The sequence below is a fragment of the Pseudolabrys sp. Root1462 genome, from assembly GCF_001426945.1.
Lineage (GTDB): Bacteria > Pseudomonadota > Alphaproteobacteria > Rhizobiales > Xanthobacteraceae > Pseudolabrys.
On the sequence record NZ_LMFS01000003.1, the window covers coordinates 474,565 to 493,870 of the forward strand.

Genomic DNA, 19,306 nt, shown 5'->3' on the forward strand with positions numbered 1-19,306 from the left:
GGGCTACATGCCGCGCTGCGGGGCGGTGGCCAGCAGTTCGGCGAGCGGCTCGGCGTAAAGCCTTGCTATGCCGCCGGTGGTGCCGTGGCCGCCGGTGTCGGCGCTGGCCGGGATCAGATAAACCCTGCCGTTCTTCACCCGCTTCATCGCCTGATTGAGGATGCCGGTCTCCGGCGGATTGCGCTCGTCGTCGGCCGAATTGATCACCAGCACCTGCGCCTCGATCTTGTCGAGATCCTTGGACACGTCGTAGTCCTGCGAAGAACTCCATTGATAGAGGAAGTCGTTGGCGTCGGCCTTCATCGGCGCGGCCAGCGCCTTGTCGACGAACGCATCGGCCGCGGCGTTGGTCGCCGCAATCTTCTGATAGCGCAAGCTGCCACCATTGGTGCCGATGCTGAAGAACACGTTGGCGATCCGAAGCATCGGCGGCTGCTCGGTATAGTCGCCATTCTTGTAAGCCGGATCGGCCTTGATGGCTTCCAGCAACATGCGCCGCATCATCCAGTTGCGCGACGCCATCGGCGTCGGCTGCGAGGCCATGGGTACCGCGGCATCCATGTAGCTCGGATATTTGGCCGCCCACATCCAGGTCTGCATGCCCCCCATCGAATTGCCGATGACGAGACGCAGATGCTGGATGCCGAGGCCGTCCTTGATCAGCAGATGCTGCGCCGTGACCATGTCGTCGTAATTGTATTTCGGGAATTTGGCGCGCAGGCCGTCCGATGGTTTCGACGACTGACCGGCGCCGATCGCGTCGGGGATGATGATGTAATATTTGGTGGCATCGAGCGGCTGACCGGGCCCGAACAGCGCGCCGGCAAAGCCCGCGCCCAGCATGCTCTGCGCCGAGCCGCCGGTGCCATGCAGCACCAGGACCGGCTTGCCCTTCAGATCGCCGATCGTGGTGTAATGCAGCTTCAGTTCCTTCATCACCTCGCCGGTGTGAAATTTGAAATCCCTGGCGATCCATTCGCCTTGCTGCGGAGTGGGATAGTCGGCCGCCGATACCCGCGCGGTGGCGAACGTCATGGCAAAAGTCATGGCGAACGCCGCCGCGGCTTTCACGAGCTTCATGGTCTCCTCCCCAAGTTGTTTGCCGCGCTCTAGAGGCGGGCTTCGGCCAGCCTAGCGCAGCGTCATGCGGGCCGGGAGGTGGCTCGCGCAGAAAAACGGCCCGCTCCGGGGAGCGGGCCGTCGATAGGTGAGGGACAGTGCTCTCAGCGCTGCGCGATCTTCTCGCGCTTCGGCGCATCCTTGCGCGGCTCGGGTTTGGCTTGCGACTTGTGGGTCGCCTTGCCGTCCACCCTCGCTTCCGCTTTGGCCGCCGGCTTGACGTCGAGCCGCAGTTCGGCGCGCGCGTCGGAACGGTGAACGACCTTGGCGCCGAGCGCGAGGCGGCCATTCTTCCTTGCCGCGTGTGGCTCTTCCGCGATGATGGTGAGGTCGAGCGCCTTCTTCGCGGCACCCGGCTTTTTGATCGCCGCCAGTTTAACGTCGGAGGGCTTGTTCTCCGGCTTGGCCTCGGCGGTCTTCACCGCGTCGGCCTGGTGGTCGGCCTTGGCGTTCTTCTTGTCGTCGGTGCTCTTGTCGTTAGCCTTGTCGGCGAGCTTGACGGTGGCGCGCAACGGCGATGGCGTCGGCAGCGGCAAGGCATCGGGACCATTGGCCGCGAGCAGACCGGCGGCGCTCTGGCACGGCGCTTCTCCCGGCACCTTCTGCGCCGGATGGCGCGCGGTCGCCGCACTCCATTTCTCAACCGGGTTACCGGTGATGGTCTTCACATAGCCTTGCGTCTCGTCGGGCAGCTTGGTCTTCCCTTTGGCGGCCAGCCAGTCGGCGACGCGCTTCGGCCCGGCATTGTAGGCCGCCGCGGCGAGACCGAGATTGCCGAACTGGCGGACGAGGTTGCCGAGCATTCGCGCCGATGCCGGAATGGCCTGCAGCGGGTCGTAAGGATTATCGACGCCCATCTCGGTCGCGGTGCCGGGCATGAACTGGGCGACGCCTTGCGCGCCGGCGGCGCTGACCACTTCGGGCCTGAACCGGCTTTCCTGGAACAGGAGGCGAATGAGGAATGGCGTGGGGACGTCGTTGCGCTGCGCGGCCTGCGCCAGCGCCTGACAGACTTCTTCCTCCGAGCGATCGACCACCGGCTTCGGCACCGGCGGCAGCGGAACGCCGACGGGAATGCCGTTGTTGATCACCTTGCCGGATGGCACAGGAAACTCGGCCGGCAGGTTCGGCACCAGCGCGGCGATTTCGTCGCTGCTTGGCGGCGAGAAATTCTCGCGCGGAATGGCAGCGATTGCGCTGGCGTCCTCTTCATGCGTGATGCCGATCTCGGCGGTGCCGAGCGAGGCCAGCCTGATCGGCGGCTGTTCGCTCAAGACATGACGCTTGCTGGTAAATTCCTCAAGCGTGATGCCAGTGTCGGAACTGGTCGGGCCTGACCACGTCACGAGACAAATGCACGCTGGCAGAAACAGCTGCCGCATGTGGGCTTCTCTCCAATCGTCTCACCGCGCCCCGATCTGGCAGGGGGTGGCGCGGTGCGTGCTTTCATTCTGAAAGAACGGGAATACCCTCCGAAGCCGGACTTCATGCGGGGTGATCCTGACGATAGTTGGATGTCGGCAAGTTTGAAATATGGCGGCGTGTGCCGCGTCTTTGCCGCAGTTCCGGCGGAACTGTTTATCCGCGTTGACGATGGCGGCGGCGCAGCGGCCGGCGCGCCGCCCGCCGTCCCATCGGATTCTCAATAAATAACGACGCTTCTGATCGACTTGCCTTCATGCATCAGGTCGAAAGCGTCGTTGATCTTGTCGAGCGGCATGGTGTGAGTGATCAAATCGTCGATGTTGATTTTACCTTCCATGTACCAATCGACGATTTTGGGGACATCGGTGCGGCCGCGGGCGCCGCCGAACGCCGTGCCCTTCCAGACGCGGCCGGTGACGAGCTGGAACGGGCGCGTCGCGATTTCCTTGCCCGCGCCGGCGACACCGATGATGATCGATTCACCCCAGCCGCGGTGGCAGCATTCCAGCGCCTGACGCATCACATCGACGCTGCCGATACATTCGAACGAGAAGTCGGCGCCGCCGCCGGTGAGATCGACAATGGCCTGCACCACCTTGTCGCGCCCGACTTCGTCCGGATTGATGAAATGCGTCATTCCGAATTTCTTGGCCATGGCGACGCGCTCGGGATTGAGATCAATGCCGATGATCTTGTCGGCGCCGATCATGCGCGCGCCCTGCACGACATTCAGGCCGATGCCGCCGAGACCGAACACCGCGACATTGGCGCCGGGCCAGACTTTCGCGGTGTTGATGACGGCGCCGATGCCGGTCGTCACGCCGCAGCCGATGTAGCAGATCTTGTCGAATGGCGCGTCCTCGCGAACCTTGGCGAGCGCGATTTCCGGCAGCACGGTGAAATTCGCGAAGGTCGAGCAGCCCATGTAGTGGAACACCGGCTCGGCATCGCAGTGGAAGCGCGACGTGCCGTCCGGCATCAGGCCCTTGCCCTGTGTGCCGCGGATCGCGGTGCACAGATTGGAGCGCTGCGACAGGCAGGTTTTGCACTGCCGGCATTCCGGTGTGTAAAGCGGGATGACGTGATCGCCCGGCTTCAGCGATGTCACGCCGGCGCCGACCTCGCGCACGATGCCCGCGCCTTCATGGCCGAGAATCGCGGGGAAGATGCCTTCCGGGTCCGCGCCCGACAGCGTGTAATAATCGGTGTGGCAAACGCCGGTCGCCTTCACCTCGACCAGCACCTCGCCTGCTTTCGGCCCTTCGATGTCGATGGTCTCGATGGTGAGCGGCGAAGCGGCCTTCCAGGCTACGGCGGCGCGGGTTTTCATGCGGCAATCCTTCTCGCTTCAAGGCGGCGCGGAGAATATCGCCATCGCGCCGATGGCGTGGCTTGCCTCATTTCGTAGCACGTGAAGCTGTCCGCGCAACGTCTTCGTTGCGCCGTCCCTGCAGCGCACCGGCAGGTCGAAAAACTGCCCGGCGCCGCCGAACGGACCGCCGCCCATCACCTTGCCGAAGCCGGCCCAGTGCTGAGCGCGCAACTCTTCCGGCACGATAAGATCGAGCTTCTGTCCGACGGCATAAACGGCGGAATGGCCGGTCAGGCGCTCCGCACCTTCGCTCCACAACCGAATGACGCCGTCATGATCGGCGATGATGATCGCATGTTGATCCATAGCTTTGCTCCGTCGCCAGCGACGGCGGATTAAAGCGGAGCGGAGTGATAACGCAATCGCGCCGAGGAGCGTCTGACGTCGAAGTGATGAAGTGGGCGGGCGGCGATAACAGAAACGTTACGGCTGCCAGGCCGCCTGTTCTTTCTTCTTCGCGGTCTGCGGCTTGCTGTCCTTGCCGACGATCTTGAACAGTTCGCGCAACACTTCGGTGACGCCGTCGCCCGACGCCGAGGACAGGACGAGCGGAGTCTTCTTCGTCGCCTTCTTGAATTTGGCGACCTGTTTCTTGATTTCGTCCGGCGTCATGGCGTCGGCCTTGGTCAGCGCCACGATCTCCGGCTTGTCCGCGAGGCCGTTGCCATAGGCTTCCAGTTCGCCGCGCACGGTCTTGTAGGCGGCGACCACATCTTCCGACGTGCCGTCGACGAGATGCAGCAGCACGCGGCAGCGCTCGGTGTGGCCGAGGAAGCGGTCCCCTAAGCCGACGCCTTCATGCGCGCCTTCGATCAGGCCGGGCAGGTCGGCGAGCACGAATTCGCGGTCATCGACGCGGACGACGCCAAGCTGCGGATGCAAGGTCGTGAACGGATAATCGGCGATCTTCGGCTTGGCGGCGGTAACGCGCGCCAGGAACGTCGACTTACCGGCATTGGGCAGGCCGACGAGGCCGGCGTCGGCAATCAGTTTCAGCCGCAGGCGGATCGTGAGTTCTTCGCCCGGCTGGCCAGGGTTGGCATGGCGCGGCGCCTGATTGGTCGACGATTTGAAATAGGCATTGCCGAAGCCGCCATTGCCGCCCTTGGCGATCATGACGCGGTCGCCGACATTGACCAGATCGGCGAGCAGCGTCTCGCCATCTTCCTCGTAGACCTGCGTGCCGGCCGGCACCTTGAGGGTGACGTCTTTGCCACCGGCGCCGTGGCGGTCCTTGCCCATGCCGTTCTCGCCGCGCTGCGCCTTGAAGTGCTGCTGGTAGCGGTAGTCGATCAGCGTGTTGAGGCCGTCGACGGCTTCGATATAGACGTCGCCGCCCTTGCCGCCGTCGCCGCCATTGGGGCCGCCGAACTCGATGAACTTCTCGCGCCGGAACGAGATGCAGCCGTTACCGCCGGCGCCGGACGCGATATAGACCTTGGCTTCGTCGAGGAATTTCATGATCTTGTCTCTATATCCGATTGCCCTGCCGGGGGCGAAAGATTTCCGGGAATAAAAAGCCGGCTCCGCCGATCTAGTCCCGCAGATCAACCAAAGCGGGACACCCGATATGACAACCCACGATGACGGCCCGAGCCGCCGCAAAGTGCTCGAATGCATGACCTGGGCAGGAACCGGGGTGCTCTGGACCGTGGCCGGCGGCGTACCGGCCTCGCTCGGCATCATCGACGAGGCGGTGGCCCAGGAGGCAAAGGGGTTCACATTCCTTCAGATCAGCGACAGCCATATGGGCTTCGACAAGCCCGCCAACCCGAATGCCAAGGGTACCCTGGAAGAGGCCATTACCAGAGCCCGGGCGATCCCGGGCAAGCCGGCTTTCATGATCCATACCGGCGACATTTCGCATCTGTCGAAAGCGTCTGAATTCGACGATGCCGAGAAGATCATCTCGCAGGCGCGGCTCGACGTGCACTATGTGCCGGGCGAGCACGACCTGATCGATGAAGATCGCGGCAAGCTTTATATGGAGCGCTACGGCCGCGGCACCAGAGGCTTCGGTTATTACTCCTTCGACGCCAACGGTGTGCACTTCATAGGCCTGGTCAATGTCGTCGACCTCAAAGGCGGCGGCCTTGGCTATCTCGGGCCTGAGCAGCTGGCTTGGATGGAGAACGACCTCAAGGGTCGTTCCGCGTCGCAGCCGATCGTGGTGTTCGCCCATATCCCGCTGTGGACCGTGTACCCGGAATGGGGTTGGGGCACCGACGATGGCGCACAGGCGCTCGGCTATCTCAAGCGCTTCGGCTCGGTGACCGTGCTCAACGGCCACATTCACCAGGTGATGCAGAAGGTCGAAGGCAACGTCACCTTCCACACCGCGCGCTCCACCGCCTTCCCACAGCCGGCGCCCGGCACCGCGCCATCGCCGGGTCCGATGAAGGTCGCCGACGACAAATTGCGCACGTTGCTCGGCATCGCCGATATCACCTTCAAGCAAAACGAACAGCGTCTCGCGATCGTCGATACGACGCTCAAGCCCTAAAGGTCATCAATGTTGAGAATAAAACTGCCAGTCGTTCTGGTCGGCGTCGCCGTCTCCATTCTCTGGGTGGCGCCGCCGGCCCAGGCCGAAGAAATAACGGTCACCATCGATAACTTCGCTTTCACGCCGCAGAACGTGACGGTGAAGCCTGGGACCAAAGTCACCTGGATCAACCATGACGACATCCCGCACAGCATCGCTTCCGGCACGCAAGGGCTGCGCTCCCGGGCGCTTGATACCGATCAATCCTTCTCGTTCACATTCACGACACCGGGCGCGTTCAAGTATTTTTGCGGCTTGCATCCGCATATGACCGGCTCGATTGTGGTCGAGGGCACGACGGGGAGTGCCGCGCCGCAGTAACGGGGTAGGCCCTCGCAGACGACATGATGGCGCCGGACTTCAATAAAGGTGACGACGCGGCGCAGCGCTTTCGCGCCGCGGCGTTGCCATATCTCGACGACGTCTACACGCTGGCCCGCTATCTACTGCGCGATTCGCACGACGCCGAAGACGCGGTTCAGGAGTGCTATCTGCGCGCCTTCCGGCACTTCGCGAGCTTCCGGGGCGGTTCGATCAAGCCGTGGCTGCTCGCTATTCTGCGCAATGTGTGCCGCGCCGAATATGCCCGGCGCAATGCGTCGATCGTCGTGACCGGTGGCGAAGAGGATATCGCCGAACAGAAGAGCGAAGGACTGTGGGACGATCCGCCGTCGCCGGAAACCGAGACATTGCGTCGTCTCGACGCGGTCGCGGTGCAGGATCTGATCGCGCGCCTGCCGGAGGCGTATCGTGAGACGTTGGTGCTGCGCGAAATCAACGATCTAAGCTATCGAGAGATTGCCGACGTGGTTGGCGTTCCGGTCGGAACGGTGATGTCGCGGCTGGCGCGGGCCCGGGCCTTGTTGCGCGCGGCATGGCTTGCCGAGGAGAAGGACACATGACCTGCGATGAGGCCGAGGTGCTCATCCACGCGCTGATCGACGGCGAACTCGATGCTGGTCACGCGCGCGATGTCGAAGCACATGTCGCTGGCTGCGCGCGCTGCGCCGCGCAACTGGCGGCGTTGCGCGACTTGCACGACGCCATGCCGGTGCAGGGCCTGCGTCACGCCGCGCCGGCGTCGTTGCGCGCCAGCATCGAGCGCGTCGTACCGTCGCCGGCGAAGACCGACCGCCGCGCCTTGCTCAAGGGCTTTGTCGCCGGCGGTGCGCTGTCGGCGCTCGCGGCGGCGAGCGTGGGTATCGTCATTCTGCGGCAGGATCGCGATAGCATCGTGGTGGGCGAAGCGATCTCGGCGCATCTGCGCTCGCTGCAGGCGGACCATTTGACCGATGTACTATCGACCGATCAGCACACGGTGAAGCCGTGGTTCAACGGCCGCATCGACCTCGCGCCACCGGTGGTCGATTTGACCGCCCAGGGCTTCACCCTGATCGGAGGCCGGCTCGACTTCATCGACGGCAAGCCGGCTGCGGCGATCGTCTACCGCCGCCGCGTCCATGTCATCAATCTGTTCGTGCGACAAGGCGCCGACGGGGCTTCAAGCACGCCCCAGTTCGAGGTGGTGCAAGGCTTCAATGTCATCCGCTGGAGCGACAACGGCCTGGCGCTGCTCGCCATCAGCGACATCAATCGCGAAGAACTCGAGGAGTTCGTTGCCAGGTTCACCGCTGCGGCTCGCCTGGCGCAGCAGAGCTGAACTGCGGCTGTGGGCCGTCGCGGCGTTCCGGTGACGCGCTATTGGCGTGCTACCGGCGCGCGTATATACGGCTGCCATGACCACGCAGACGCAGAGCCGCCGTGAGCACGCCGTCGGCGGCATCGCCTTGATGCTGATCGGCATTTTCTTCTTCGCCGTCAACGACACCATGGGCAAGTGGCTCATCAGCACGTATTCGGTGGGTCAGGTGCTGCTGCTGCGCAGCATTTCCGCGATCATCATCCTGTCGCCCTTCATCGCTAAAGTCGGGATCGGCGCCTTCTTCAATGCGCCGCGGCCCTGGCTTCAGGTGCTGCGCGCCGCCTTCGCCACGTTCGAAGTCGCCTGTTTCTATTGGGCGCTGTCGGGCATGTCGCTCGCCGACACCATGACGTTCTATCTCGCCGGGCCGATCTATGTGACGGCGGTGTCGCCGTTCCTGCTCGGCGAGCACGTCGGCTGGCGGCGCTGGATGGCGGTGCTCGCCGGCTTCGTCGGCGTGATGATTGCGCTCGGGCCGAGCAGCGGCGCGTTCTCGCCGCATGCGCTGGTCGCCATCGCCGGCAGCCTGTCGTTCTCGATCTTCATGGTGTGCACACGGCTGGTGCGCGGCACGTCGGATGTCGTGCTGGTCGGGACGCAGATCATCGCCGCGCTGGTCTTCGGGGCGGTGACCGCGCCGTTTACCTGGGTGGCGGTGAGCTGGTTTGACGCCGGCCTGCTGGCGCTGCTCGGCGCCGTGGCCATGACGGCGTTTCTCTGCATCAACCGCGCGATCGGCATGGCGCCGGCCTCGGTGGTCGTGCCGTATCAGTATACGAGCATCGTCTGGGCGGTGCTGCTCGGCTACATCTTCTTCGGCGACGTGCCGTCGGAGCACATGCTGATCGGCGCCGGCATCATCATCGCCTCGGGATTCTACATTTTCATCCGCGAGCAGCGCCTCGCCAAGCCGCCGGCATTCAACGAGCCGCCGCCGGCCTGAGCTTGCGGTCGACTAAGTTACGATCGCGTCCGCCTCGATCTCGACAAGCCAGCCCGGATCGATCGCCTGCACGATCTGGATCATGGTCGAAGCCGGGCGGATGTCGCGGAAGAACTCGCCATGGGCGCGGCCGGCGTCTTCCCAGTTCGTCATCTCCTTGAGAAAGATGCGCGTGCGAATGACATGGTCGCGTTTGCCGCCGGCTTGCTTGATCGCGGTCTCAATGATCTCAAGACAGCGCAAGGTCTGGCCGTAAAGATCGCCCGGGCAGGCGACGCCGCCTCCCGGCGCGATCGGCGCAGTGCCGGAGACGGCGATATGCGGGCCGACGCGCACCGCGCGCGAGAAGCCGATCTTGGATTCGAAGACGGCGCCGGAGGAGATGAGTTTGCGTTCCATTGATTACTCCGCATCGATAGGAGTGCGTTGAACGGAGATCTAATTCGTCGCACGCGTGGGTTTGCCGCGCGCAACGACTTCGTCGGCCATGGCGTTCGCATCGGCGCCGAGACCGCGGAGCCCTGAGGCAACGCCGACCTGGTCGATGGCCGGACGGTTCTGGCTGACCTTCCATTTGCCGTCGAGACGCGCGAGTGGAATTTCCAGACCGATGATGCCCTTGATCTGCGCGGCAATGAAACTGTCGGGCGCATCTTCGACCTGCCACGGCGCGGCGCGCGGGCCTTCCTGATGGCGCGTCAGATCGCCGATCTGCTGCCGGAGCCATCCAGCATCATCGACGACGCGCGGGGCGCCGTAAGCCTGGACCGTGATGTAGTTCCAGGTCGGCACGACCTTGCCGGTCTCGTGTTTGGTCGGATAGAGCGACGGGCTGATGTAGTGCTGCGGCCCCTGAAACACGACAAGACATTCAGAGACGGCCGCAAGCTCCTGCACCTGCGGATTGGCGCGGGCAAGGTGCGCGCGCAATGTGCCCCGTTCGGACGAATTGGCGTCGAGCAGGAGCGGCACGTGGTTCGCCTGCAACCCGCCCGGACCTGCGGTGATCAGCAGGCCGAGGGGATGCGAACGAATGAGCGCGTGCAGGACGTCGAGCCGCTCTTCGCGGAAATGCAGAGGCTGGTACATGTCATGTCTCCATGCACCGCCTAGGACACCCGCTTGAGCGCGGCCCAGCCCTTGAGCGCGGACCAGATGCGCTGCTCGAGCCGGAAGCGATCGATCGGCGCCGACGACTTGATCGAGTGGATCCGGTAGAGGCCGACGCCGGTCCACTGAAAGCCGCACTTCTCGAGCACGCGCCGCGACGCCGGGTTGGTCACCCGCGCACCGGCATGCAGGGCGTCGTAGCCCAGATCGGTGAAGGCGTAGTCGATGAGCGCGTGCACCGCCTCGGTGGCGTAGCCCTTGCCCCAGTAGTCGGAGCCGAGCCAGTAACCGATCTCGGGCGCACCGTCCTGCTGGGCGATGCTGCAGGCGCCGATGACCGCCTTGTCGCGAAGCGTAATGAGATAGACCTGCTCGCCGCCAGGCTTGTTGGCGCCGGCAATGAAATTCTCGGCATCCGACAAACGATACGGATGCGGGATACGCGCGGTGTTTTCGGCAATACGACGGTCTGCTGCGAGCATCGATACCGTTTTAGCGTCCGCGAGACGCGGCGCGCGCATCGTCAGCCGCTCGGTCTCGAGGACGGGGATACTCGCTTCGCGGAAGGTTCCGCTCGGTATTTCTTCCAGCAGTGTCATGGCTCAGGCTCCGATGTCGGACCCAGGCCGCTCCCGGGTCCAAAAGCGATGAGGGGGAGCCGGTCACCCGTCTCCCCCTCTCAGAGCCTCGATGAGCCCTGCCGGTTTGACTTGGTGACCGGCAGACCTCGAATTTTGGTCTACCGTTTATTCAGCCGCTGCTTCCATCGTCGGGACAACCGAAATGTAGGTGCGGCCTTTGGCTTTGGTAGCGAACTGAACTTTTCCATCGACGAGTGCGAACAGCGTGTGATCCTTGCCCATGCCTACATTACGGCCGGGATGCCACACGGTGCCGCGCTGACGCGCAATGATGTTGCCGGCGGTCGCGAGCTGACCACCGGACTTCTTCAGACCAAGACGGCGACCATCAGAGTCGCGACCGTTGCGGGATGAACCGCCTGCTTTTTTGTGCGCCATAACTGGGCTCTCTCGAATTCCGTTACTGGTTACACCGATTCCTTGTCGGAATCACGTCACTAATTCTTACCTACCGCCACGGCGACCTAGGTTTCGCCGCAGCGTGGCCTTTTTGCCGCGGCTCAGAGCCGCCAGCCGCTTATTCGGCCTTTTTAGCCGGCTTTTTCGCGGCCTTTTTCTTCGGCTCGGCCGGGGCGGCTTCGCCTTCGGCCTTCGGCTTGGCGACGCGCTTCGGCTTTTCCGGCGGCGTCTTCGACGGCTTCTTGCCGTCCGTCAGGATTTCGGTGATGCGGATCACCGAGAATTCGTGCCGAAAACCGCGCTTGCGGCGCGAATTCTTGCGGCGGCGCTTCTTGAACGCGATGACCTTGTCGCCGCGCTCGTGGTTCACGACCACGCCGGCCACGGTGGCGCCCGACACGGTCGGCACGCCGACCTGCGGATTGTCACCGCCGACCAGCAAAACTTCGCCAAATTCAATCACATCGCCCGGTTCGCCCGCCTGGCGGTCGATCCGGATCACATCTTCAGCCACAACGCGGTACTGCTTACCGCCGGCTTTGATGACTGCGAACATCGTTTTTTTCCTTCGTGTTCAAATCCGCGTCTCAGCGCCCGGAGGCCCTGGACCGGCTTCTTGTCAGTCTTGTTTTGCGTATGAATTCAGGGGCTTAAGCACCCTGAACAAGTATGCGGACCTCAAAAAGGTCCGCAGACGGCGGGTTATGCCGGGAAAAGGCGGCAAATGTCAAGGAAATGGAGCGATTTTGCCCGGCGGGCCGCCGTAGGTGGCCCCGAGGTTAACCCCTTCAGGACACCGTCACGGGCGCCGGCGCGCCGTTTTCGGCCTCGCTGGCGTGAGCCAGCCGGTAGCCGACGCCGAGCTCCGTGACCAGGATCTTCGGCGAGTCGGGGGTCGGTTCGATCTTCTGGCGCAGCTTGCGCACGAAGATGCGCAGGTAGTGGGTGTCCTGCATGTGGATCGAACCCCAGACGTCCTTGAGCAGGTGCTGGTGGGTGACGACGTTGCCGGCATGCTGAGCGAGCACCTGGAGCAGCCGGTATTCCTTCGGCGTCAGCGTGAGACGCTGGCCGTTGAGCGTCACCGCGCGGGCGGCCAGATCGATGGTCAGCGGGCCCACCGTGACCGAGGGCTCGCCCGAGGCGGCGCGCAACTGCCGGCGCAACGCGACCCGCACGCGCGCCATCAACTCGGCGATGCCAAACGGCTTCACGACGTAGTCGTCGGCGCCCAGTTCGAGCAGCCGCACCTTCTGCGCTTCCGTGGAGCGCACCGACAGCACGATGATCGGCACCGTGGACCAGGAGCGGATGCGCTCGACCACCTCCGAGCCGTCCATGTCGGGCAGGCCGAGATCGACGATGACGATGTCGATCGGCCGCAGCGTCGCCGCGCGTATGGCTTCGGCGCCGGTGCCGGCCTCATGAACAACGAAGCCATTGAGCTCGAAACCGGTGCGCAGGAAACGCCGGATCTGGATTTCGTCGTCAACAATCAGAACGATCGGGGAGGGCTCACTCATCGGAGTCACTTTCCATGGAGTGCACGGCGGCTTGCGCCACCGGCAGGTCGATTGCCATCGTCGTGCCCTTGCCGGGACCATCGCTGACGGCGTTCATCTCGCCGCCATTGGCGGCAATAAAAGATCTGGCGATCCAAAGGCCTAGGCCCGAACCGCTGGTCGCCGCGGCCATGCGCTCGCCGCGCGCGAAACGGTCCCAGATATGCGGCTGTTCGGCGGCCGTAAGGCCGGCGCCTTCGTCGCTGACGCTCATGATCATGTGGCCGTCGCGGGCGCGGGCGGCGATCGTGATCGCGGTCCCGGGCGGAGAGTACTTACCGGCATTGTCGAAAATCTGCACCAGAGCCCGCTTCACCAGCACCGGATCGACATGGATCAGCGGCAGATCGTGCGGCAGGTTCAGAACGAGTTTGTGGTCGGCAAGCCGCTTGCGGCAGCGCTCCATCGCGCTGTCGAGAATATCGCGCGGATCGGCCCATTCCAGGCTCGGCCTGACACCGTTGCTGGAAATCTGCGTGGCGTCGATCAAATTCTGAATGTCGTCATTGAGGCGTTCGGCCTCGGTTCGAACGTCCGCCACAAGGGCCTGCAGCTTCGGTTCGCCAGCGAGCGCCGGTGCGCTGCTGAGCACGGTAGCGGCGCCGAGAATGGACGCGAGCGGTGTGCGCAGTTCGTGGCTCACCGAACCGATCAGCGCCTCGCGCAGTTCGTCGGTCTGCGAACGCATGCGCGCTTCGTTGATAGCCTGGGCGACGCCGAGGCGTTCCAGCGTCGCAGTGGCATCGGCGAGCACATTATCGACCCGCACCCGCATATCGTCGATGTCGTCCTTGGACGGCTGGCCGAGATTGATGGCGACGACGCCGAATTCCGGACTCTTCGGCGAGACAGGTCGCACCAGCCAGATATCACCGTTGGTCGCCGTGACGCTGGCGACGGTCAGCCCGATGTCCCTGGCCGAACCTGGCCGGTCGGTGGCGGCGATCTGCGCGAGCACATGCGGCGGAAGGGTGTTGCCGGTGCGCTGGCTCGCGGCCGCAGCGGCGTCGCGCGCATTCGCGAACAGCACGACGCGGCGCTGGATGGCCGCAGTGAGATGGTTCTCGATCGCCGCCTGAATGTCCGGCACGTCGAAGGCGACCGCAAGCCGTCGTGAGAAGGCGTACAGGTCGCGCATGTCGATTTCACGCTGGCGCGAAATCTCCAATTGGCCCTTCAGCCGGGCCGCCAACTGGCTGACCAGGATCGCGACGAAGACGAACAGGATGAGATTGATGAATTCCTGCGGGTCGCGGATGCGGAAGCTGTACAGCGGTGGGAAAAAGAAGAAGGCCGAGCACAGCACGCCGGCAGCGGCGGCGTACAGGGACGACACAATGCCCCAGCGCGTCGCGGCGATGATCACCGGAACAAGGTAGAGCACCGAACCTCGCGTCAGCCCGGTGGTCCAAACAACGCCGAGAATCACCACCGAAATGGCGACGACGAGGAGCGTCGTCAGCAAAAGCGGACGAAGTTCCTTGCGCAAGCCGGCGAATTTGACGGTGTCGGGCATAGGCTGGCGGGCTGGTGCCGATTTCTTAAGGCCTAGGCATTTATACGCTCGACGGCCCTTGTTTGTCTCGCTTCTGTTGGTTACACAGCGCCGTCCAATTGGGGCCTTTTGAGGCCCGATTGGGCTCCGGAGAGGTGGCTGAGCGGTTGAAAGCACCGCACTCGAAATGCGGCATACGGGCAACCGTATCGGGGGTTCGAATCCCTCCCTCTCCGCCAGTTTTTCTTTTAACCTATTGAAGTCTTTGATATTATTTTTTCATCACTTTCTCGTACCCCACTAATAGCCCCACTGCCGGCTAGCTATTGAAAATTGGCCGCGCGAGGGCGCGATTGCTCCCGGTCCGGGGCTCACCGCCCTTCGTCCATCAAGCGCACCAGTGCCCACGCCTGTGGCTAGCAGGCACATTCGGGGGACGTTCCCGGCCCAATCGGCGTCCCCCAGCCCAGAGGTTCAGGTAACAAAGTTTCCATAGAATCGGGATGGCAGGCTTGCGCGGGGCCGCCTTAAGCGGAGAGCGAGGATGTCAAAGCAACAAGTCACCGGAAATGTTGGGATGTACTTCGCGGCCTACCAATTGTCGCGATACGGCTGGAATGTCATGCCCACAGCTAGGAATGCGCGGGGTATAGACTTGCTCGCCTATGACGCCAATGCCGACAAATATCTGGGCATTCAGGTCAAGACGCTTTCGAAGGCGAGCGCCATCCCGCTCGGTATCAAGCCGCTAGACAATCTGCTTGGCGATTGGTGGATCATCATTTCAAAAGTTGCGACCAATCCGGAATGCTTCATCATGAAGCCCGGAGAAGTCAGGAAGCGCGCCGTTCAGGACAAGAATGGGAGCCGCGCTTATTGGCTGCCGCGTAAGCAATATGCAGATATAAAATTTCGAGAAGCTTGGAGTCGGATCGGGCGCGGAGACAATCAAGTCGAAGCGCCCTTGCCGCAAGCTTAAGCTTGAAAAGGCAATTTCGTATGCCTCCCCCATTAGACCTAGGGCACTATACAGTCGGATTTGTGCGGCTGGCCGCCAAGGCCGAACTCTTGGGCTCCGGCACCTTAATTGACGCCGGAAGCGTAAAGGGCATTTTGACTGCCGCGCACGTATTACAAGTCATTCTAAGAGAGCGCGAAATCGGGCTCTTAGAGTTTCCGGTGCGTATGGAGCAATCGCAAAGACTGCGGGTCGAAATCCGTTATCTTGATCACGTCCACATGGGGGATGGTCCATTCGGAGAAGAAGGCCCCGATCTGGCTTTTCTCCGTATTCCCATCACGCTTGCCGAAGCCTTAGCCGCCAACAGCTCTTTCGCAAACTTTGAGAAGCAAGCCGCTTCGGCCTTCGCGCCGGCCCCACTGGAGGCGTCCGAGTCCATTGACGCTGTGCTGGGAACCATCGGCGAGTGGAAGGAGCCAGTTCGCGACGTGGCCAATTTGCGGGTTACGACGCTAAGCGGACTGCATAACGTGGGCGTCGTAACAGAGATTGAGGCTCTTCATGGCTTTGATCGCTACCAATTTGATCCGCTTCCAGAAAACGGATTTCGACTTCCGGTTAGCTATGGCGGTACAAGCGGCGGAGGACTTTGGAGGGCATATACAAATAACGAGAAACATCTAAAGCAACTTCGCCTGCTCGGTGTCGCATATTTCCAAACAGGTGGCATTGACCGCAAAATAATATGTCACGGGCCCAAATCTGTTTATCAAGCCTTACGGGCGCAGATGTATGAAAAATGGCCCCGCGAGTTATAACCGGCTCAATGGTGGCGAATGACGACCGCGGAGCTGATCCAAGAACTTGACCGCCTGAAGGCCATTATGATTTCGGTCGCCACTGGCGGCCTGCGAATCCAAGATGTTCAGTATGAATTCATCCGAAGGTTTGACGCTGTTAATGTCGAGCTTTCGAGTCGAAGTATTGAGAACAGTTTGCCATATCGTGACCTTTGGCAGTGGCACGGTCATTGGAGCGGTACCGAATCATTGAAGAATTATCGTTCGCGACGCGAATACGTTGCGACCTTGTTCTCGCCGCTCATAAAGCTAGTTCAAGCCGGTCCGGCAGTTGCATATGAGGCGACGGGATGGAATCGTGTAGACCGAACGGCGAACGAGCTACGCAATCGGTTAGCATCGGCTGAAAATGAAGAGCAGTTTCAAGCTGTCGGGCTCTTGTGTCGCGAGATGTTAATTTCTCTCGGACAAGCGGTATTTCGCCCGGAAGATCATCCCACAATCGACGGCGTAAAAGCGAGCTTGACCGACGCCAAGCGGATGCTTGAAGCGTATGTTGCTTCGACATTGGTGGGTAGCGCGAATGAATATGTGCGCAAGCATGCGCGCGCTGCGATTGATCTTGCGCTTCATCTTCAACACAAGCGAACAGCTACATTCCGCGACGCCGCGTTTTGCGTCGAAGCTACCATTTCGGCGACGAATCTAATTGCAATAATGTCGGGCCGGCGCGATCCTATGGCCTAGTGGTCTCTGAAAAAGTCGGTGAATAGTCGGGTCCACTTCGAGACTGTTTCGGCTTCGAACTTTTCAAGGCCTATATTCAGCGCTCGTTTTTTAACCTCTCTCGCAAGATCGACCTTCCATCCTTCTTCGAAGGTGAGGCCTTCGCCCTCCGCCCATTTCTCAATCTGCGGGACAATCGGGCTGCCTGCTTTCAATACATCGCTGAATCTAACATCTGAACGACGTTCCCAGCGATCCACTACGTCCGCCAGAAATGATGCAGGAAATAAGTCTTCGATCTCGGAAGCTTCAAAATCGGCATATGCATCTGTTGAGAGCACTCTGTCTTTAGCTTGCTGATAAAGACCATTCTTCATATCGGTCGCCATTTTTCGACCGGCGGCGTCTCCGTCAAGGAGCATTACGGGCAGCGTCTCATCTCGGCCAGTTAGAATGCTCGCCACTACTTTCGCATTCTTTGCCCCATGGGACGGGGGAAAAACGAGTTCTCGCTTCGGACTTATTTTTTGCCCGCCGATAAGGAGGGACTTTATCGTCGCAAGGTAATGCTGATCTGATGGCCCCTCCACGATAACGGGATGGCAACCGTAAAGGATGCTCTCAGCCACGTTCATGTTAAGGGCCGAATAGATTGCGTATGTTGCCCCAGATTTCCTAGGGTTGTCGTTGCCCTGCCGAAGATCAGCAGAGGCCTTCGTGGAGCCGTCTGCGGCAACGAACACCTTCCGAACCCTGTCAAGCAAGTCGGCGTCCACAAGGAAGGGCGAATGAGTTGTGTAAACGATTTGATTGGTCGTTGCTAAGCTTTCGAAGAATGCTGACAGATCGCGTTGCGCAAGCGGATGCAACGATAGGCCGGGCTCATCGAGCAACAAGATTGCATTGCGGTGGTCGCGGCTACTTTCTACCAAAAACACGAGATAGAAGCTCAAGAACCATTGGAGCCCGCTGCTACGATCTTCCAGTTCAACTTTTTCGGGCCTGCGCTGGTCACTCACCCAAATCCTAAAATGGTCTCCGTCTGCTTGGAATTCAAACGTGTAGTCTCCCTGCTTCCACCAGTCGCGAAAGCGTTTCGTGAGGTCGGTACCAGCGGAATTCAATAGGATCGTTCGCTCTCGCTTTTTCGTCGCAATTTCTGCAATCTGCGCTTCGCTAGGCTTTTTGCCTTCAGGGTGCCGGAAGTCTCGGCCCATTTCCAAAACTTCCTCGGGCTCCAATTGTACAAAGCTGAACAGGACCCGCAGCGTGCGAGCCTTGGCGGCCTCGCGCGCGCCAAGATCTTCGCGTTTTAAATTTTCGACTACATGAGGAAGATAAATCTCGGAATCCAAGTTGCCGTAATTTGAATAATAAACAAATCGAGGCAGGGCTTCGATTAAAAAGTCCTTGACCCCGTCAGCCCTTGCCGGCTGAAGCACGTTCAATTGTGACTGTAGAGAATCGGAAGAGGCCAAGAGTCTGTTGAAGCGCGGCACTATCGAGCTATTGGCGGCCGGCGTCTTTGGAAGGGCATCTTTCAGGGCATCGGCAATTTCGGCTATGCGGGTGGCGTTTAAGGGCGTGCCGCTTGCGACCATGTTCTTGGCCGCTTCCAGAGCTTCTAGCAGAGCGTCCTTCGTCGCCTTCTCGCCCTCGACCACTGGGATTGCATTTATATCGTCTATCGCGCTGTCGACTAAATCTCGCACTACGTCAATTTCTATCTCTAAAGCCGGTTTGTATTTTGGGAACTCAAGGTGATACTCGCCATCAAAAGTACGGCTCACGTCGACAACAGAAAGATGATCGGCCTTGACGCCCGTGATCGAAGACAGATGCGCGGCTAGTTCTGCAACATCAAACCGCGCGGTGACAAAGACAAATGAACCGGGGTTTGCCCGAACGGCAGCGAAATTGCCCTTGGGATAATCCGACGTGGGTTTAATTTCGCCTTCGCGAGCCGGATTCAGTTTCCAAAGGGGTAGGAGTAAATTGGTTTTACCGGATTCATTGACCCCAATTAAGGCGGTGACCCGTTCGGCATCGATCCAGCCGCTATCAATAACAGAACGGAAATTGGTCACTTTAAACTTGAGAAGGCGCATAACTCAGGTCCCCCTTGGCAACCAAAGCGAGCAATATACAGCGATTCGCCAACCGAGGGGGAATCGGTCAGTTAGTGCATCTTCTTAAAAGGTGGGCGTATCCGAAGGGACGCAATCCTACCGCCCCACTACCTGGCCTTTATCATTCCGTTGAGGTCTGCTCCATGACGCGGCGAAAGGGCGAACGAACCGTGCGTGCCAATGAGCGCGAGTTTCCGCACATCGTCGAAATGTCTCTGCCGGAGGGCGGCCTAGGACGGACGCTGGACTTGATTTACGACTTCCACCAAGAGCGCCGAATAGAAGTTCGCCGTGGCGGATTTCGACGGCGGAACGATAGAGACTTTGTGCGTTGGTGCTTCGTCAGTCACGCAGACGCCACCGCCTTCGAAAGCCGT

22 protein-coding genes and 1 tRNA gene are annotated in these 19,306 nt (G+C 61.2%); 10 read left to right on the plus strand and 13 right to left on the minus strand.

Features of this window, described 5'->3' with window-relative positions; genetic code table 11:
- Positions 1 to 3: 3 nt before the first annotated feature.
- Positions 4 to 1,080 carry an alpha/beta fold hydrolase gene (locus tag ASD45_RS19005; RefSeq protein WP_056913242.1) on the minus strand — a complete coding sequence of 359 codons (1,077 nt, stop codon included), beginning with the start codon at positions 1,078 to 1,080 and terminating at the stop codon, positions 4 to 6.
- A 143-nt stretch (positions 1,081 to 1,223) separates the two neighbouring features.
- Positions 1,224 to 2,501, minus strand: a complete 1,278-nt coding sequence (locus tag ASD45_RS19010; RefSeq protein ID WP_056913243.1) for a lytic transglycosylase domain-containing protein — start codon at positions 2,499 to 2,501, stop codon at positions 1,224 to 1,226.
- Between the two features lie 54 nt (positions 2,502 to 2,555).
- On the opposite strand from ASD45_RS19010, the gene ASD45_RS23615 reads away from it, so the two are divergent.
- Positions 2,556 to 2,768, plus strand: a complete 213-nt coding sequence (locus ASD45_RS23615) for a hypothetical protein (RefSeq protein WP_156380980.1) — start codon at positions 2,556 to 2,558, stop codon at positions 2,766 to 2,768.
- Here ASD45_RS23615 and ASD45_RS19015 read toward each other — a convergent pair.
- The 3 genes from ASD45_RS19015 to obgE all read right to left on the minus strand — a co-directional run bounded on the left by ASD45_RS19015 (position 2,762) and on the right by obgE (position 5,377).
- Positions 2,762 to 3,874 carry an S-(hydroxymethyl)glutathione dehydrogenase/class III alcohol dehydrogenase gene (locus ASD45_RS19015; protein ID WP_056913244.1) on the minus strand — a complete coding sequence of 371 codons (1,113 nt, stop codon included), beginning with the start codon at positions 3,872 to 3,874 and terminating at the stop codon, positions 2,762 to 2,764. The genes ASD45_RS23615 and ASD45_RS19015 overlap by 7 nt on opposite strands.
- A gap of 18 nt (positions 3,875 to 3,892) precedes the next feature.
- Positions 3,893 to 4,222, minus strand: a complete 330-nt coding sequence (locus ASD45_RS19020; protein ID WP_056913245.1) for a PAS domain S-box protein — start codon at positions 4,220 to 4,222, stop codon at positions 3,893 to 3,895.
- A 117-nt stretch (positions 4,223 to 4,339) separates the two neighbouring features.
- Entirely contained in the window at positions 4,340 to 5,377 is a 1,038-nt protein-coding gene (gene obgE, locus ASD45_RS19025; RefSeq protein ID WP_056913246.1) for a GTPase ObgE, read from the minus strand.
- Positions 5,378 to 5,486: 109 nt separating this feature from the next.
- On the opposite strand from obgE, the gene ASD45_RS19030 reads away from it, so the two are divergent.
- The 5 genes from ASD45_RS19030 (at position 5,487) to ASD45_RS19050 (ending at position 9,106) form a co-directional block, all read left to right on the plus strand.
- Complete coding sequence (locus tag ASD45_RS19030) at positions 5,487 to 6,419, plus strand: metallophosphoesterase (protein ID WP_056913247.1); 933 nt, start codon at positions 5,487 to 5,489, stop codon at positions 6,417 to 6,419.
- A gap of 9 nt (positions 6,420 to 6,428) precedes the next feature.
- Positions 6,429 to 6,782 (plus strand): cupredoxin family copper-binding protein, encoded by a 354-nt coding sequence (locus ASD45_RS19035; RefSeq protein ID WP_056913248.1) that lies wholly within the window; start codon positions 6,429 to 6,431, stop codon positions 6,780 to 6,782.
- Positions 6,783 to 6,808: 26 nt separating this feature from the next.
- Positions 6,809 to 7,363 (plus strand): sigma-70 family RNA polymerase sigma factor, encoded by a 555-nt coding sequence (locus ASD45_RS19040; protein WP_056913249.1) that lies wholly within the window; start codon positions 6,809 to 6,811, stop codon positions 7,361 to 7,363.
- Complete coding sequence (locus ASD45_RS19045) at positions 7,360 to 8,121, plus strand: anti-sigma factor (protein WP_056913250.1); 762 nt, start codon at positions 7,360 to 7,362, stop codon at positions 8,119 to 8,121. The genes ASD45_RS19040 and ASD45_RS19045 overlap by 4 nt, the downstream gene beginning before the upstream one ends.
- Positions 8,122 to 8,197: 76 nt before the next feature.
- On the plus strand, positions 8,198 to 9,106 hold the full coding sequence (locus ASD45_RS19050) for a DMT family transporter (protein WP_056913251.1): 909 nt from the start codon (positions 8,198 to 8,200) through the stop codon (positions 9,104 to 9,106).
- A 12-nt stretch (positions 9,107 to 9,118) separates the two neighbouring features.
- On the opposite strand, the gene ASD45_RS19055 is transcribed toward ASD45_RS19050, so the two are convergent.
- The 7 genes from ASD45_RS19055 to ASD45_RS19085 all read right to left on the minus strand — a co-directional run bounded on the left by ASD45_RS19055 (position 9,119) and on the right by ASD45_RS19085 (position 14,334).
- Positions 9,119 to 9,505: a RidA family protein gene (locus ASD45_RS19055; RefSeq protein ID WP_056913252.1), complete on the minus strand. Its 387-nt coding sequence runs from the start codon at positions 9,503 to 9,505 to the stop codon at positions 9,119 to 9,121.
- A gap of 39 nt (positions 9,506 to 9,544) precedes the next feature.
- Positions 9,545 to 10,195 (minus strand): FMN-binding negative transcriptional regulator, encoded by a 651-nt coding sequence (locus ASD45_RS19060; RefSeq protein WP_056913253.1) that lies wholly within the window; start codon positions 10,193 to 10,195, stop codon positions 9,545 to 9,547.
- Between the two features lie 20 nt (positions 10,196 to 10,215).
- Positions 10,216 to 10,815 carry a GNAT family N-acetyltransferase gene (locus ASD45_RS19065; RefSeq protein WP_156380981.1) on the minus strand — a complete coding sequence of 200 codons (600 nt, stop codon included), beginning with the start codon at positions 10,813 to 10,815 and terminating at the stop codon, positions 10,216 to 10,218.
- A 147-nt stretch (positions 10,816 to 10,962) separates the two neighbouring features.
- Positions 10,963 to 11,235: a 50S ribosomal protein L27 gene (gene rpmA / locus ASD45_RS19070; RefSeq protein WP_056913254.1), complete on the minus strand. Its 273-nt coding sequence runs from the start codon at positions 11,233 to 11,235 to the stop codon at positions 10,963 to 10,965.
- Between the two features lie 139 nt (positions 11,236 to 11,374).
- Complete coding sequence (gene rplU / locus ASD45_RS19075; protein ID WP_056913255.1) at positions 11,375 to 11,812, minus strand: 50S ribosomal protein L21; 438 nt, start codon at positions 11,810 to 11,812, stop codon at positions 11,375 to 11,377.
- Positions 11,813 to 12,044: 232 nt separating this feature from the next.
- On the minus strand, positions 12,045 to 12,779 hold the full coding sequence (locus ASD45_RS19080; RefSeq protein ID WP_056913256.1) for a response regulator transcription factor: 735 nt from the start codon (positions 12,777 to 12,779) through the stop codon (positions 12,045 to 12,047).
- Positions 12,772 to 14,334 (minus strand): DUF4118 domain-containing protein, encoded by a 1,563-nt coding sequence (locus ASD45_RS19085; protein ID WP_056913257.1) that lies wholly within the window; start codon positions 14,332 to 14,334, stop codon positions 12,772 to 12,774. Before ASD45_RS19085 ends, ASD45_RS19080 begins: the two co-directional genes overlap by 8 nt.
- Positions 14,335 to 14,462: 128 nt before the next feature.
- On the opposite strand from ASD45_RS19085, the gene ASD45_RS19090 reads away from it, so the two are divergent.
- The 4 genes from ASD45_RS19090 to ASD45_RS19105 all read left to right on the plus strand — a co-directional run bounded on the left by ASD45_RS19090 (position 14,463) and on the right by ASD45_RS19105 (position 16,821).
- A tRNA-Ser gene (locus tag ASD45_RS19090) sits at positions 14,463 to 14,552 on the plus strand.
- A gap of 305 nt (positions 14,553 to 14,857) precedes the next feature.
- A complete protein-coding gene (locus ASD45_RS19095; protein ID WP_056913258.1) occupies positions 14,858 to 15,292 on the plus strand; it encodes a hypothetical protein in 435 nt (144 codons plus the stop codon).
- A gap of 62 nt (positions 15,293 to 15,354) precedes the next feature.
- Positions 15,355 to 16,092, plus strand: coding sequence for a hypothetical protein (locus tag ASD45_RS19100; protein ID WP_156380982.1), 738 nt, complete (start codon positions 15,355 to 15,357; stop codon positions 16,090 to 16,092).
- A gap of 18 nt (positions 16,093 to 16,110) precedes the next feature.
- Positions 16,111 to 16,821, plus strand: coding sequence for a hypothetical protein (locus ASD45_RS19105; protein WP_056913260.1), 711 nt, complete (start codon positions 16,111 to 16,113; stop codon positions 16,819 to 16,821).
- Here ASD45_RS19105 and ASD45_RS19110 read toward each other — a convergent pair.
- Positions 16,818 to 18,908, minus strand: coding sequence for an AAA family ATPase (locus ASD45_RS19110; RefSeq protein WP_056913261.1), 2,091 nt, complete (start codon positions 18,906 to 18,908; stop codon positions 16,818 to 16,820). The genes ASD45_RS19105 and ASD45_RS19110 overlap by 4 nt on opposite strands.
- Between the last annotated feature and the right edge of the window lie 398 nt (positions 18,909 to 19,306).